13 protein-coding genes and 1 tRNA gene are annotated in these 13674 nt (G+C 58.7%); 5 read left to right on the top strand and 9 right to left on the bottom strand.

Going from position 1 to position 13674, the window contains the following annotated elements; all coding sequences use genetic code 11:
* Positions 1–38: 38 nt before the first annotated feature.
* The 8 genes from ychF to ACZ5Q2_RS18590 all read right to left on the bottom strand — a co-directional run bounded on the left by ychF (position 39) and on the right by ACZ5Q2_RS18590 (position 6975).
* Positions 39–1130, bottom strand: a complete 1092-nt coding sequence (gene ychF, locus ACZ5Q2_RS18625) for a redox-regulated ATPase YchF (protein WP_432210578.1) — start codon at positions 1128–1130, stop codon at positions 39–41.
* An 83-nt stretch (positions 1131–1213) separates the two neighbouring features.
* The gene (gene pth / locus ACZ5Q2_RS18620) at positions 1214–1804 is read right to left on the bottom strand and encodes an aminoacyl-tRNA hydrolase (protein WP_061333291.1); all 591 of its coding nucleotides are present in this window, start codon (positions 1802–1804) and stop codon (positions 1214–1216) included.
* A 21-nt stretch (positions 1805–1825) separates the two neighbouring features.
* On the bottom strand, positions 1826–2464 hold the full coding sequence (locus ACZ5Q2_RS18615) for a 50S ribosomal protein L25/general stress protein Ctc (protein ID WP_432210699.1): 639 nt from the start codon (positions 2462–2464) through the stop codon (positions 1826–1828).
* Between the two features lie 165 nt (positions 2465–2629).
* Positions 2630–3580 (bottom strand): ribose-phosphate diphosphokinase, encoded by a 951-nt coding sequence (locus ACZ5Q2_RS18610; RefSeq protein WP_432210579.1) that lies wholly within the window; start codon positions 3578–3580, stop codon positions 2630–2632.
* Between the two features lie 52 nt (positions 3581–3632).
* A tRNA-Gln gene (locus ACZ5Q2_RS18605) sits at positions 3633–3707 on the bottom strand.
* A 22-nt stretch (positions 3708–3729) separates the two neighbouring features.
* Positions 3730–4593 carry a 4-(cytidine 5'-diphospho)-2-C-methyl-D-erythritol kinase gene (gene ispE, locus ACZ5Q2_RS18600; RefSeq protein WP_286254072.1) on the bottom strand — a complete coding sequence of 288 codons (864 nt, stop codon included), beginning with the start codon at positions 4591–4593 and terminating at the stop codon, positions 3730–3732.
* 4 nt (positions 4594–4597) lie between these two features.
* Positions 4598–5224 carry a lipoprotein insertase outer membrane protein LolB gene (gene lolB / locus ACZ5Q2_RS18595; protein ID WP_432210580.1) on the bottom strand — a complete coding sequence of 209 codons (627 nt, stop codon included), beginning with the start codon at positions 5222–5224 and terminating at the stop codon, positions 4598–4600.
* Positions 5224–6975 (bottom strand): tetratricopeptide repeat protein, encoded by a 1752-nt coding sequence (locus tag ACZ5Q2_RS18590; protein WP_432210581.1) that lies wholly within the window; start codon positions 6973–6975, stop codon positions 5224–5226. The genes lolB and ACZ5Q2_RS18590 overlap by 1 nt, the downstream gene beginning before the upstream one ends.
* Positions 6976–7209: 234 nt before the next feature.
* Here ACZ5Q2_RS18590 and hemA point away from each other — a divergent pair, with 234 nt between their 5' ends.
* Genes hemA through ACZ5Q2_RS18570 form a run of 4 tightly spaced genes read left to right on the top strand, consistent with a single transcriptional unit; the run spans position 7210 to position 11186 of the window.
* Complete coding sequence (gene hemA, locus ACZ5Q2_RS18585; protein ID WP_354444390.1) at positions 7210–8499, top strand: glutamyl-tRNA reductase; 1290 nt, start codon at positions 7210–7212, stop codon at positions 8497–8499.
* Positions 8496–9584 carry a peptide chain release factor 1 gene (gene prfA, locus ACZ5Q2_RS18580; protein ID WP_432210582.1) on the top strand — a complete coding sequence of 363 codons (1089 nt, stop codon included), beginning with the start codon at positions 8496–8498 and terminating at the stop codon, positions 9582–9584. Before hemA ends, prfA begins: the two co-directional genes overlap by 4 nt.
* Positions 9574–10428 carry a peptide chain release factor N(5)-glutamine methyltransferase gene (gene prmC / locus ACZ5Q2_RS18575; RefSeq protein ID WP_432210583.1) on the top strand — a complete coding sequence of 285 codons (855 nt, stop codon included), beginning with the start codon at positions 9574–9576 and terminating at the stop codon, positions 10426–10428. Before prfA ends, prmC begins: the two co-directional genes overlap by 11 nt.
* Positions 10429–10439: 11 nt before the next feature.
* Positions 10440–11186 (top strand): HesA/MoeB/ThiF family protein, encoded by a 747-nt coding sequence (locus tag ACZ5Q2_RS18570; protein WP_061333299.1) that lies wholly within the window; start codon positions 10440–10442, stop codon positions 11184–11186.
* A gap of 143 nt (positions 11187–11329) precedes the next feature.
* Here the strand turns inward: ACZ5Q2_RS18570 and phrB are convergent, their stop codons facing one another.
* The gene (gene phrB / locus ACZ5Q2_RS18565; protein ID WP_061333300.1) at positions 11330–12721 is read right to left on the bottom strand and encodes a deoxyribodipyrimidine photo-lyase; all 1392 of its coding nucleotides are present in this window, start codon (positions 12719–12721) and stop codon (positions 11330–11332) included.
* A 140-nt stretch (positions 12722–12861) separates the two neighbouring features.
* Between phrB and ACZ5Q2_RS18560 the strand changes: the two genes are divergently transcribed.
* A complete protein-coding gene (locus ACZ5Q2_RS18560) occupies positions 12862–13674 on the top strand; it encodes a hypothetical protein (RefSeq protein WP_061333301.1) in 813 nt (270 codons plus the stop codon).

Raw genomic sequence — 13674 nt, 5'->3', positions numbered from 1 at the left:
CAGTAAAATACTTTCAGGCGAGGTATGGCGCGTTTCTTTTAGACATTAAACCGGAAGTGGATAACGTCGCCGTCTTTGACGATGTAATCCTTGCCTTCCAGGCGCCATTTGCCAGCATCCTTGGCGCCGGCTTCGCCGTTGTACTGCACGAAATCGTCGTAGCTGATGACTTCGGCGCGGATGAAGCCGCGCTCGAAGTCGGTGTGGATAACACCGGCAGCCTGGGGTGCGGTGGCACCGATTTTAACAGTCCAGGCACGAACTTCCTTTACGCCGGCGGTGAAGTAGGTTTGCAGGCCAAGCAGACCGTAACCGGCGCGGATCACGCGGTCCAGGCCGGGCTCTTCCATGCCCATTTCGTCCAGGAACATGGCTTTCTCTTCGTCTTCCAGTTCGGAGATTTCGGCTTCCATCTTGTTGCAGATGGGTACTACCACCGCGTTCTCGGAGGCGGCAATTTCGCGAACCTTGTCCAGGTGTGGGTTGTTCTCGAAGCCGTCTTCATTCACGTTGGCGATGTACATGGTGGGCTTGACGGTGAGCAGGCACAGCTCGCGTACCAGGGCCATCTGGTCTTTGTCCAGGCCCATGCTGCGCACCGGTTTGCCTTCATTCAGCACCGGCAGCAGCTTCTCGAACATTTCCAGCTGGGCCTTGGCCTCTTTGTCGCCGCTCTTGGCTACCCGCTGCACGCGCTTGATAGCTTTCTCGACGGTGTCCAGGTCGGCCAGCGCCAGCTCGGTGTTGATCACTTCAATGTCAGATGCCGGGTCAACTTTGTTGGCCACGTGGATGACGTTGCCGTCTTCGAAGCAGCGCACTACATGGGCAATGGCGTCGGTCTGGCGGATGTTGGCCAGGAACTGGTTGCCCAGGCCTTCGCCTTTGGAGGCGCCGGCGACCAGGCCGGCGATGTCGACAAATTCCATGGTGGTGGGCACGACTCGCTCGGGCTTTACGATTTCGGCCAGTTTGGTCAGGCGTGGGTCGGGCATGGCCACCACGCCGGCGTTGGGTTCGATGGTGCAGAACGGGAAGTTCTCTGCGCCGATGCCGGCTTTGGTCAGTGCGTTGAACAGGGTAGATTTGCCGACGTTGGGAAGGCCGACGATGCCGCAGTTAAATCCCATGGAATGCCTCTGCTGGAACTGAAAAATTTGGGCGGATTATACCGGGGTATCGGTACGGGTGCGAGTAAGGGGATGTGCCTTGCTCAGGGGGTCGGTTTGAAACTGTGTAACCTGTTCATAGCGGCAGCCAGTTTGCCGTTGGCGGCGTCTGGCAAAACCCGCATGACTTCGTCGAACACGGCGCTCAGCTGCTCGGCTTCCTGTTTGCCGAGCCGGCCCAGTACAAAACCGGTGACCTTACGGCTGTCGCCGGGATGGCCGATGCCAAGGCGTAGTCGCTGGAAGTCGTTGGTGCCGAGGTGGGCAATGGTGTCCCGCAGGCCATTATGACCACCGTGACCGCCGCCTTTTTTGAGTTTGGCCGTGCCGGGAGGCAGGTCGAGCTCGTCGTGGGCAACCAGAATCTGTTCAGGAGAGATCTTGAAGAAGTCCGCGAGGGCCTTGATGGCAATGCCGCTGCGGTTCATGAACGTGCTGGGGTTCAGGAGGTGCAGGTCGAGACCCTGCCACTGAATGCGGGCGTAAAGCCCGTGGTACTTCCGTTCGGGGCGTAGCGTCTGGCCCGCATGGCGGGCCAGCGCTTCGACGAACAGGGCGCCGGCGTTGTGGCGGGTATTCTCGTAGTCGGCGCCGGGATTTCCCAGGCCAACCACCATGACAATATCCTGTGCCATTCGCCTTTGCCCCCGGAGTGATTACTCCTCGCCGCCTTCCTCGCCTTCGGCGTCCGCAGCGTCGTCCGCCTTGGCACCTTTCGGCTTGTGGATAGAGGCAACCGGCTGGTCGTGGTCTTCACCCTGCAGCAGGGCAGCAACACGAACGCCTTTCGGCAGTTTCAGGTCGCTCAGGTGGACAACCTGGTCCATGGCGACGTCAGTCAGGTCAACTTCGATGAACTCAGGCAGGTTCTGCGGCAGGCAGATAACTTCCACTTCGGTCATGGTGTGGGAAACAATACCACCCTGAAGCTTAACCGCCGGCGCTGTGTCTTCGTTCAGGAAGTGCAGCGGTACGTTAACGTGGATCTCGTGATCCTTGTCTACGCGCAGGAAGTCGGCGTGGGTCAGCAGCAGCTTGTACGGGTGGCGCTGCAGATCCTTCAGGATCACGCTTTCTTTTTTGCCCTGAATGTCGATGGTCAGAATGTGAGAGAAGAAGGCTTCGTTTTCGAGGGCCTTTTTCAGCTCGTTGTGCCAGATGGAGACCGGCGTTGCGTCTTTTCCGCCACCGTAGATGATGGCCGGGATTTTACGCTCTTCGCGACGCAGGCGGCGGCTCGCACCTTTCCCCTGATCGTCACGAGGAAATGCTTCAATAACAAAATCCTGAGACATGGTAATTACCTCGTTGGTCATCTGAGCGGCCCGCGACCAGGCTCTGAACAGATGAGCATTTCAAAAAGACCGGAGTTTTCCGATCGACTAAAAGAGTCGGGAGCCCTGTTGGACTCCCGACCCGGAAACTGCCTTTAAGTCTGAGGGTTACAGCGATAAGGCTGTTCAGACGTTCTCGAACATGGCACTGATGGACTCTTCGTTGCTCACGCGGCGAATGGATTCGGCGAGCAGCCCAGCCATGCTGAGGGGGCGGATTCTATCACAATTTTTGGCTTTGTCACCCAGCGGGATGGTGTCGCACACCACCAGTTCGTCCAGCTCCGAGTTGTTGATGTTCTCGACAGCCGGGCCGGACAGCACCGGGTGGGTAATATAGGCGACTACGCGGGAGGCGCCGTGCTCTTTCAGGGCGTTGGCTGCCTTGCACAGGGTGCCGGCGGTATCGACGATGTCGTCAACCAGAATGCAGGTTTTGTCTTTGACGTCACCGATGATGTGCATTACCTGGGAAACGTTGGCCTTCGGGCGGCGTTTGTCGATGATGGCCAGGTCGGCATCATCCAGACGCTTGGCAACGGCGCGGGCACGTACAACACCGCCTACATCCGGAGATACCACGACAAAGTTTTCGAACCGCTGCTTTTCGATGTCTTCAAGCAGCACCGGGGTGGCGTAGATGTTGTCCACCGGGATGTCGAAGAAGCCCTGAATCTGGTCAGCGTGGAGGTCGACGGTCAGCACACGGTCGACGCCGATGCTGGAAATCATGTCAGCAACCACTTTGGCGCTGATGGCTACCCGGGTAGAGCGAACGCGACGATCCTGGCGGGCGTATCCGTAGTAAGGGATAACGGCGGTGATCCGTGTGGCGGAAGCGCGGCGCAGGGCGTCGGCCATCACGATCAGTTCCATCAGGTTGTCGTTGGTGGGGTAGCAGGTGGGCTGGATAATGAAAACGTCGTGACCACGAACATTTTCATTGATCTCAACGGTGGTCTCACCATCGCTGAAACGGCCAACGGTGGCCTGGCCCATGGGAATATGCAGTTTCCTGGCAATATCGCGCGCCAGTTCAGGGTTGGCATTGCCAGCGAAGATCATCAATTTGGACACGACAGCATCCTTCTCAGTATCGGCGTTTGATTCAGAAGAAGCGGGAGAAAGGTGGCTGGGGTGGCAGGATTCGAACCTGCGCATGACGGGATCAAAACCCGTTGCCTTACCACTTGGCGACACCCCAATATCATCGTGCTTTCTTGGCATCATTTCAGCTCTGTCAGCTTTTTGTGCAGAGGTGAATGGTTCACCCCTTTAGCTACGAACCCCGTGATGCCGGAGGGTTTGCTTTCCCAGATAATCCGGGCTGCGGATTCTGTCGGGAAACGTCCAAAAATGCAAGCCCCGGTTCCGGTTAATCTTGCAGGTCCGAATTGTGAAAGCCATTCCAGGCTCTTGTTAACCTCAGGATACAGTTTTCGAACTACATCCTCACAGTCGTTTCGGTACCTCGAGGCGTCTCCCTCAAAAGCGGGCGCTATTTTCATTTTTGGGGTGTCCCTTGTCAACCCTTCTTCCGAAAAAATCTTCCCGGTGTTTATTTCGCAGTCAGGCTTGAGGACCACAAACCAGTCTTCCGGCGGATTGGCGGGCGTGAGCTTTTCGCCCACCCCTTCGCCAATGGCGGAGCGGCCGCGAACGAACACCGGCACATCGGCGCCCAGATCCAGGCCCAGCTCGGCAAGCTCGTCTTCATCAAGATGCAGTTCCCATAGGTGGTTAAGTGCCACCAGGGTGGTCGCGGCGTTAGAGCTGCCGCCCCCGAGGCCGCCGCCCATGGGAAGTCGTTTTTGAATGCGGATCGTCACGCCGGGCAATGCATGGCTGGCGCGTTCGGCCAGGGCACGGGCTGCGCGAATAATGAGGTTGTCGTTGTCAGGTACCCCGGGAACCGGTTCCTCAAGGCGTATGCGGGCATCCCCCGGGGTCAGGGTGAAGGTGATCTCGTCGCCGTAATCGAGAAACTGAAACAGGGTTTGCAGTTCGTGATAGCCATCGGGTCGTCTGCCCACGATGTGCAGGAACAGGTTGAGCTTGGCCGGCGAAGGCAGGGTAATGCTGCTACTCACGTGCTCAGTCCTTTCTCTGCCAGTCGCTGATTACCACTCGAACGCGCTTGTCGTCCTTCAGGGCGGTGATTCGGGCGGGGAGCTGAGGCAGGTCATCAATGAACGCCTGCCAGCGATCGTAGCGGATTTCCCAGCCGTCCTGGCGAATGATGGCTAGCCGTTGCTGGTCATCGAACAATAACCGGAAATTGCCGTCTGGTGCCGGCAGGCCACGAATCCACCAGGCCAGGTTGTCGATGGGCAGCTGCCAGCCAGTTGCGGCCTGTACGAGCTGTTCCGGGTTCGTTGACTGGTAGGTGTCGCCGTTAGCCAGTTGCAGTTCGAGAAATCCCGGTGTTCCGCGCAGGCTGGTGCTACCCATTCCGAGAAAGGACGACGATAGCGCCAGGTCGTATTGCTCGCCTTGCTGTTCCCAGTGATTAATCACTGCGGTGCCGCTGTCCGATGGTTGGCGCACCGCAAGTTTCCCGGAAAGCTGCCAGTGCTGGAATTGACCCAGTGTGCGGGACTGTTCAGCCCAGTTGGCTGGGGGTTGGTCGGTCATGCCTTCCGGGAGTGGTTCCAGCTGAATGGTGGTACAGCCGCCCAGCAGGCTCAGTACCAGCAGGGCGGCGAATAAATTCTTCAACATCAGGAGTTTCCGTTGCCGGTCAGGCGTTGGATGGTTTCAATCAGAATGTCGTGGTCCGGATCCTGTTCCAGGCCTTCCTCCCAGATAACGCGGGCCTGTTCTTCATTTCCGCTGATCCAGAGGGCTTCGCCGTAATGGGCGGCTACTTCCGGGTCCGGGTAGGCGGCCCAGGCGTCGGCCAGGTATTCGAGGGCGGCTTCGGTGTCGCCCTGGCGAAACAGTACCCAGCCCATGCTGTCGAGAATGGCGGGATTATTCGGGTCCAGGGCCAGTGCCTGTTCGATGTAACTGCGGGCTTCATCCAGGCGCTCGGTACGAATGGTCAGGATATACCCGAGCGCATTCAGCGCCACCGCGTTGTCTGGTTGATTCGATAAGATGGCCCTGAGGTCCTCTTCCGCCAGTTCGGTGTTGCCGAGAGAGTCGTGCAGCATGGCGCGGGCATAACGGATTTGAATGTTTTCAGGAAAGGCCTCAAGGGCATGGTTGGCGGCTGCCATGGCGTCTTGTTCGCGCTGCTGGTCGAGCAGCAGGTTGACTTCAAGGAGCCAGAAATTTTCAGCCTGTCCCGGGTTTGACTCCCTCAGTGTGTCAATCTTGGCAAGTGCGCTTTCCAGATCCCCTGTCTCGGCTTGCAGTTCACTTGCCCGGGCGAGGGCGGGGAAGAAGTAGTTTCCGCCTTCTACGCTCATGTAGTAACCGATGGCGTGGGTGATGTTGCCCGCATCTTCCTCTATGCGGCCAAGGTAGTAGCTGGCTTCATCGGTGTGGTGGCCCTGTTCGATCAGTTCCGTAAGCTCCTCTCTGGCCAGCTCCGGCTGACGATTTTCCAGGGCAACCAGAGCGAATGACAGCCGCAGCCCCGGGGTCTGGGGATAGCGTTTGACCAGTCGCTCGAACTCGTCCTGGGCAGCCTGAAGTTCTCCCTCGTTAATCAGGATGCGGCCGTAAAGCGTGCCCAGTTGCCGGTTGGACGGGAATCGCCGGGTGTTTGTGGTCAGGTAAGTCAGGGCTTCTCTTGTTTGACCGGTCTGGTACAGCAGGTCGCCTTTGAGTGCGATGGCGGGCTGGAAGTTGGGTTGCTGGTTGGTGAGCCGCTCAATGCGCTCCAGGGCCTGCTCCGGGGCGCCGGTGATTTTCAGGAGCAGGGCAATGCTGTACTCAAGCTCGGGATTGTCCGGATGCCGTTCAGCCAGTCGCTCGTAGAGCTGCAGCAACTCCCGTTGCTGGGCCGGTGGCAGGTTGGCAGACATCGCCGCCAGGCTGTCAAAGTCCGCGTCCTCTCCCTGCTCCATAATGCGTTCCATATGGACCAGCGCGGTTTCAAGATCCTGGCGTTTGACCGCCTGAATCGCGGAAACCCGGTGTGCCAGCAGGTTGTCGGGCTCCAGTTGTAGCCATAGGTCTGCCAGTTGCTGCTGCGCGTTATCGGCATTCAGGGACTGGGCAATGCGCATGGCACGGGTGATGACGCCGCGGTCCTTTGAGGTTTTGGCTGCCTGCAGGTAGTTGACCAGGGTTACGTCGTAGCGCCCTCGCTGGGCGGCAATCTCCGCCGCCAGGAGTTGGTAAAGCACTTCCGGCTCGAAATCCGCATAACGAATCTCTTCCTGTGGCGTCGGGGTGACCACTATGGGAGTAGGTTCATCAGCCTTTGGTTCTGTTGTTTCGGAAAAGCTGGCGCAGCCGGGCAGGGCGGCAATGGTGAAGGCCAGCAGGCTGGTAACCAGATACGGTGCGGATTTTTGCATGCAACTTCCCGTGTGCTGTCGGCAGTACGTCAGAGTATGTTCTGTTCTGCCGTAGAATTGAGGCAGATCGGGTTTAGGCCGTGGCCGAGCCTCTATAATGGCATAAGCATTATAACTTGCCCAACCTGTCCGCAGTTCCCGAAGGCGGCGTGTTTTCGGGTGGCAGGCGGTGGCCCTCACCGGTAGAATGGCACAATATGATCCACGACTGGCATAAGGTTTTTTAACCTCGAAATGGCATTGCTGACACTGGGAATCAATCACCGAACCGCACCCGTGGAGATCCGCGAACGTGTGGCTTTTACCCCGGAGCGGATGGCGGAAGCCTTCTCGGAACTCCGGGCGGCGTCCGGTGCCAGCGAAGCGGCTATTCTGTCTACCTGCAACCGCACGGAGCTTTATCTGGCTGGGGACGACGACTGCGCGCCCACGGTGCTGCGCTGGTTGGCCGGTTTTCACGAGCTGGATGTGGCCGACCTGGAAGAAGTGCTCTACGTTCACCGGGATTCCGAGGCCGTTCGCCATATGATGCGCGTAGCGGCGGGGCTGGATTCCATGGTGCTGGGCGAACCGCAGATCTTCGGGCAGTTAAAGGATGCCTACTCCCTGGCCCGCGAGCACGGTGCCACCGGCTCTTTCCTGTCCCGCCTGTTTGAGCAGACGTTCTCGGTAGCCAAGCGGGTTCGAACCCAGACAGCCATCGGGGAAAACCCTGTGTCAGTGGCCTATGCCTCTGTCAGCATGGCGCATCATATCTTTGCCGATATGTCCCGCAACAAGGCGTTGTTGATTGGCGCGGGCAAAACGATTGAACTGGTCTCCCGCCACCTGGCCGATGCCGGCGTGAAAGACTTCCTGGTGGCCAATCGCACCCTGGAACGTGCCCAGGCGCTGGCCGAACTGCACGGTGGCAAGGGCATTGTTCTGTCGGAAATTCCCGATCACCTGGCGGACGTCGACATCATCATTTCCTCTACGGCCAGCCCGTTGCCAATACTTGGCAAGGGAGCGGTGGAGCGCGCGCTGAAGAAGCGCAAACACCGTCCGTTCTTCATGGTCGACATTGCCGTGCCACGGGATATTGAGCCGGAGGTGGGGTCGCTGGCAGATGTCTACCTTTATACCGTCGACGACCTGCGGCAGGTGATTGAAGAAAACATCCGCTCCCGTGAAGGCGCCGCCCGCGAAGCTGAGAACCTGATCAGCAGTGGCGTGCAGGAATTCCTGGACCAGCTCCGGGCCCTGGACGCGGTTTCTACCCTGAAAGTGTTCCGCCAGCGAGCCGAACTGCTGCGGGATATCGAATCTGAAAAAGCGCTGCGAGCCCTGCGCAACGGCGTGGACCCAGAGACGGTTTTGCGTAGCCTGGCGCGGGGCCTCACCAACAAACTGCTTCACCAGCCCTCTGTTCAGGTACGTAAGGCCATGGCCGAGGGTCGCACCGAAGTGACCGAATGCCTGCGGGAGCTGTATCAGCTTGATGCCCTGGAAGCTGACGAGCCCACCACCACGGAAAAACTATGAAGCCTTCGATCCAGTCCCGCCTCGAACAGCTTGTTGAACGGTTCGAGGAGGTCAACGCGTTGCTGAGCGACGCCTCGGTGATTGCCAACCAGGACAAGTTCCGGGAGTTGTCCCGGGAGTTTGCCGAGATTGAACCGGTGGTGAAGTGTTTCCAGGCTTGGCGCCAGTCCCATGAGGATATCGCAGAAGCGAAGGAGCTGGCCAAAGACGGCGATGCCGACATGCGGGCCATGGCGGAAGAAGAACTGGCCGCCGCCGAAGCGCGCAGTGAAGAGCTTGATGAAGAACTGCAGCGATTGATGCTGCCGAAAGACCCGAACGACACCAAGAATGTGTTCCTGGAAGTGCGCGCCGGTACCGGCGGTGACGAAGCCGCGATTTTTGCCGGCGACCTGTTCCGCATGTATTCCCGTTATGCGGAAAAACACCGTTGGCAGGTGGAAGTGCTGAGCGAGAACGAGGGTGAGCACGGCGGCTACAAAGAAGTCATCGCCCGGGTGTCAGGAGATGGCGTCTACGGAACGCTCAAGTTTGAGTCTGGAGCCCACCGGGTGCAGCGGGTACCGGAAACCGAATCCCAGGGCCGCATTCACACCTCCGCCTGTACCGTGGCGGTGATTCCAGAGGCTGATGAATCCGAAGCCATCGAAATCAACAAAGCTGATTTGCGGGTAGACACCTTCCGCTCCTCCGGCGCTGGTGGCCAGCACGTCAACAAAACCGACTCTGCCATCCGCATTACCCACCTGCCCACCGGCATAGTGGTGGAGTGCCAGGAAGAACGTTCGCAGCACAAGAACCGCGCCAAGGCCCTGAGCCTGCTGGCGTCCCGGCTGCAGAATGCCGAGCTGGAGAAACAGCAGAAGAGCATGGCGGAAACCCGCAAAAGTTTGGTGGGCAGTGGCGACCGCTCGGAACGTATTCGCACCTACAATTTCCCCCAGGGCCGGGTAACCGACCACCGCATCAACCTCACCCTGTACAAGCTGGACGAGGTGATTGCCGGCGATCTCGACGCCGTGGTGGTCCCCCTGCAACAGGAACACCAGGCTGAATTGCTGGCAGAACTGGCTAATGAGCAGTGAGTCCTCGCTGACCTGTGAAGCCCTTCTGAATAACGCCATTGAACGGATCGGTGGCGACTCTCCCCGACTGGACGCCGAATTACTGTTGAGCCACGTAACCGGCCTGGGCCGCACCAGCTTCCGGGCCTGGCCCGAGCGGGAAGTAGCCCCTGATCAGGCGCAAGCGTTTCGTGAATTGGTGGCTGAACGAGTCAAGGGCTTACCCATCGCCTACCTGCTGGGACAGCAGGAATTCTGGTCTTTGCCCCTGAAAGTCAGCCCTTCCACCCTGATTCCCCGGCCAGACACCGAGTGCCTGGTGGAAACCGCGTTGGAACTACCGCTGCCTGAAAACGCCCGCGTGCTGGACCTGGGCACCGGTACTGGCGCCATTGCGCTCGCGCTGGCCAGCGAGAAAGCTAAGTGGCAGATTATGGCCAGCGATCGTATTGAAGAGGCCGTCGAACTGGCCCGGGAAAACAGTCGCGCCCTGCAACTGCCGATCACCGTAGTGCAGAGCCACTGGTTCGACCAGATCCCCGAAAGTGGCTTTGACCTGCTGATCTCCAACCCTCCCTATATACCCGCCAGTGACCGTCACCTGCACGAAGGCGACGTGCGCTTTGAACCACCATCCGCGTTGGTGGCGGGCGATGATGGCCTGGATGACATCCGGTTGCTGGTCGCCGAAGGCCTCAAACACCTGAACCCCGATGGCTGGATGCTGCTGGAGCATGGTTACGACCAGGGTGAGGCTGTTCGGCATTTGTTTGCCGCAGCCGGATGGCGCAACATAGAAACCCGCCGAGACTACGGCGGAAATGACCGAATGACCCTGGCCCGGAAACCGGCCAGCGACCAGTAGCGAGACCGATCATGCTCAGCGACGAAGAACTGCTCCGATACAGCCGCCAGATTCTGATGCCCCGGTTCGACATCGCCGGCCAGGAAAAACTCAAGGCCGCCCATGTACTGGTCATCGGCGCCGGTGGTTTAGGTTGCCCGGTAGCCTTGTATCTGGGCGCCGCAGGCGTTGGCCACCTGACGTTGGTGGATGATGACCAGATCGAACTGGCCAACCTGCAACGGCAGATTGCGTTTGAACAGAGCTGGCTTGGCGATTCAAAAGCGGAGCGCCTGGCCGAGCGGGTAAGGGCGATCAACCCGGAGATCACCGTTAGTGCGGTGAATCGGAGGGTGGATGGCGACGACCTCAAACAGCTGGTTGCTGAATCCACGCTGGTGCTGGACTGTACTGATAACTTCAATACCCGTTTTGCGTTGAACCGGGCCTCGGTCGCCAACAAGGTCCCGCTGGTATCCGGTGCTGCCATTCGTGGTGAAGGGCAGTTGTCTGTTTACGATCCCCGGCATCCTGAAAGCCCTTGCTACCACTGTTTGTATCCTGAGCAAGGTAATGAGGATCTGACCTGTTCCGAGGCTGGTGTTATTGCTCCCCTGGTGGGAATGATCGGCTCAGCCCAGGCTATGGAAGCCATCAAAGTGATCTCTGAAGTCGGTAAGCCATTGGTAGGCCGTTTACTAATCCTGGACGCCTGGCAAATGGAATGGCGGGAAATGAAGCTGGCGAAGGACCCCGATTGCCCGGTTTGTGCCGGCTAGCTCAAAGGTAGGTTAGGGTTGGGGACGGCCTTTCCAAAACCCTGCGGAGCCATGGATGGCGGAGCGGAGCCTACAGGGACGTATTCACGGCGTGTTTTGGAAAGGCCGTCCCCAACCCTGACCGGCAACAAGACTCCAAAGTCTCAATCTTTCAAAGCCTGAAATCTCGCAATGGCCTCTTTCCGGCTCTCTTTCAGATCGACGATCGGTCTTGGGTAGCCTTTCGGGATAACTCCGCCCTTGGAAGGATCGTGAATCCGTTTGTTATCCAGTCTGGCCAGCTCAGGCACCCATTCCCGAATAAACTCTCCCTTCGGGTCAAACCTCTCACTCTGAGTTACCGGATTAAACACCCGGAAATAAGGTGCTGCATCGGTACCGGTTGAAGCGCTCCACTGCCAGCCGCCATTGTTGGATGCCAGAAACCCATCCACCAGGTTCTGCATAAACCAGGCTTCGCCCAATCGCCAGTCGATAAACAGGTTCTTGGTCAGGAACATGGCGGTGATCATCCGCAGGCGGTTATGCATCCACCCCGTCGCTTTCAGCTGACGCATGGCGGCATCCACAATCGGGATACCGGTGCGGCCTTCCTTCCAGGCTTCGAAGTGGTCCCCCGGCTGATTCCACACCAGTGCCTCGGTTTCTTCCTTGAACGCCCGCCCCATGCTCACTCTCGGGTAGTGGTAGAGGATGTTGATGTAGAAATCACGCCAGGCGATTTCGTTAATCCAGGTTTCGATGCCATCGCCCGTGATACCTGTCTGCCTTGCGGCAATCAGGCATTGGCGGCCGGAAAGCACCCCGTTGGCCAGGTAGGGCGACAGCTGGCTGGTGCCATCCTCTGCGGGGAGGTCCCGGTTGTCTTTATAGTCTTTCGCCCGTTCGGCCAGGAATGCCTCGAGCTGACTATGGGCAGCGTCCTCGCCTGTGGCCACCAGTGGCTCGGGTGCATCGTTGAAGGGTGCCGGCAGGGTATCGGTTTGCTCGGGTTCTACTGCTGGCCCCATGGACGATGGTGCCGGGTACAGCGTGGGCTGGGTTTCCTCAATCCAGCTGCGCCAGCGGCGGGAAAACGGGGTGAAAACGGAATAGGGTTCGTTTTGCTGGGTCAGAATCTGGCCCACCGGGGCCACGGTCTGATCCCGGTACTTGGCCACCCGGATGCCGAGGGCGGTCAGCCGGTCATGGGCCTGCTTGTCCCGTCTCCGCTCATTAATGCCGTACTCTTCGTTGAAGTGCAGGCCTGCAATCTGGTGTTGTTTGCAGAATGCTTCCAGCTTGTCGAGGCTTTCAGTAAAGGTATCCGCGTAAAGAAATGACAGGGTAATGCCCAGCTTGGCCAGCTGGCGGGCCAGGACATTGGCGTGTTCAAGCACGAATTGCACCCGCGCAGCGGACCAGTCGTGCTCCTGCCATTGCCGTGGCGTTATCAGGAAACAGGCTTTCACGGGTTTGCTGCGGGCGCAGGCGGCAGTCAGGGCGGCGTTGTCTGCCAGGCGGAGGTCGTTGCGGAACCAGACCAGTTCTGTCATCAGAATGCGTACCCTTGAGTGTGTGGCATAGGTGAAATTACAGGCGATAAATCATTGGCTTGTATATTCGCTGTAACTACCGGATTGGATTATAGTTAAGCAGACTAGCCGGTTACCCCAAAAGGAGTTTTTTCTTCGGCATGACTGACGTTACCGAAAGCCAGCGCGATGGTGTCTGGGCACACCCATACCAACTGGCTTCCGGCCAGACACAGCAGCACCAGCTTGGTCACACTCGGTTATGGGTGACTTTGCTGGACCTTGAATGGCAAATCCGGGAGCAGAAGATAGACGTCGAGTCCGATCCCCAGCACTGGCTTGAGTCCATCGGCCATACATTGCCCTCTGCCGACATTGCGGTTCAGCGTTTCGTTCGGGCCAGTGACAAAGGTATGGTGAACTTTTATCCGGCCATGGCCAGTCTGCCAACGGTGATTCGTCCCTTTCAGCCCCTGACAATTCCACCCGGCGCCCGTTGCGTTCTCTATGTGGGCACCGCACTCTGGATGAAAGTCTGCGTGGGTGAAGAGCGGTTGGAATTGGCGGAAATCCCGCTGGCGCCACCTTCCCTGACCTGGCTTGGCCGGAATACCCGTGAAGGCGAGTTGTGTTACGCCTCGTCGACATACGGGCGATTAGCGCTGGAAGCGGTACCCAAAAGGCCCTGGCGGGCGGTTACTCCGGTCACCATTATCAACAGTCGGGAGAAACCGCTCCTGCTGGAGCGTTTCAGCATGCCTACGCCCTTGTTGTCTCTGTATCGCAACGAGAAAGGGCAGCTGTGGACACCCGGTATCACGGTGGAATGCGAAACGGACATGAGTTCTGCCAGCTTGCAGATAGCGTCGTCTGTGGTTGCTGAGGCTGGCCCTTGCGAAGCCATCGCTCCGGCCCGGGAAAAGCTTGCCCGGGGCCGAAGGCTGGTTCGCGCCTTCGACCATATGTTTGGCTAA

Source organism: Marinobacter alkaliphilus, assembly GCF_055394375.1.
Note: the sequence above shows the minus strand (reverse complement) of the source record. Positions and strands in the feature narration are given on the sequence as shown.

Excerpts from the sequence above, each read along its gene's own strand:
- phrB (WP_061333300.1), bottom strand. The coding sequence starts at position 12,721 with ATGACAGAACTGGTCTGGTTCCGCAACGACCTCCGCCTGGCAGACAAC.
- hemA (WP_354444390.1), top strand. The coding sequence starts at position 7,210 with ATGGCATTGCTGACACTGGGAATCAATCACCGAACCGCACCCGTGGAG.
- prfA (WP_432210582.1), top strand. The coding sequence starts at position 8,496 with ATGAAGCCTTCGATCCAGTCCCGCCTCGAACAGCTTGTTGAACGGTTC.
- prmC (WP_432210583.1), top strand. The coding sequence starts at position 9,574 with ATGAGCAGTGAGTCCTCGCTGACCTGTGAAGCCCTTCTGAATAACGCC.
- ychF (WP_432210578.1), bottom strand. The coding sequence starts at position 1,130 with ATGGGATTTAACTGCGGCATCGTCGGCCTTCCCAACGTCGGCAAATCT.
- lolB (WP_432210580.1), bottom strand. The coding sequence starts at position 5,224 with ATGTTGAAGAATTTATTCGCCGCCCTGCTGGTACTGAGCCTGCTGGGC.
- ACZ5Q2_RS18590 (WP_432210581.1), bottom strand. The coding sequence starts at position 6,975 with ATGCAAAAATCCGCACCGTATCTGGTTACCAGCCTGCTGGCCTTCACC.
- ACZ5Q2_RS18570 (WP_061333299.1), top strand. The coding sequence starts at position 10,440 with ATGCTCAGCGACGAAGAACTGCTCCGATACAGCCGCCAGATTCTGATG.
- ACZ5Q2_RS18560 (WP_061333301.1), top strand. The coding sequence starts at position 12,862 with ATGACTGACGTTACCGAAAGCCAGCGCGATGGTGTCTGGGCACACCCA.
- ACZ5Q2_RS18615 (WP_432210699.1), bottom strand. The coding sequence starts at position 2,464 with ATGTCTCAGGATTTTGTTATTGAAGCATTTCCTCGTGACGATCAGGGG.
- pth (WP_061333291.1), bottom strand. The coding sequence starts at position 1,804 with ATGGCACAGGATATTGTCATGGTGGTTGGCCTGGGAAATCCCGGCGCC.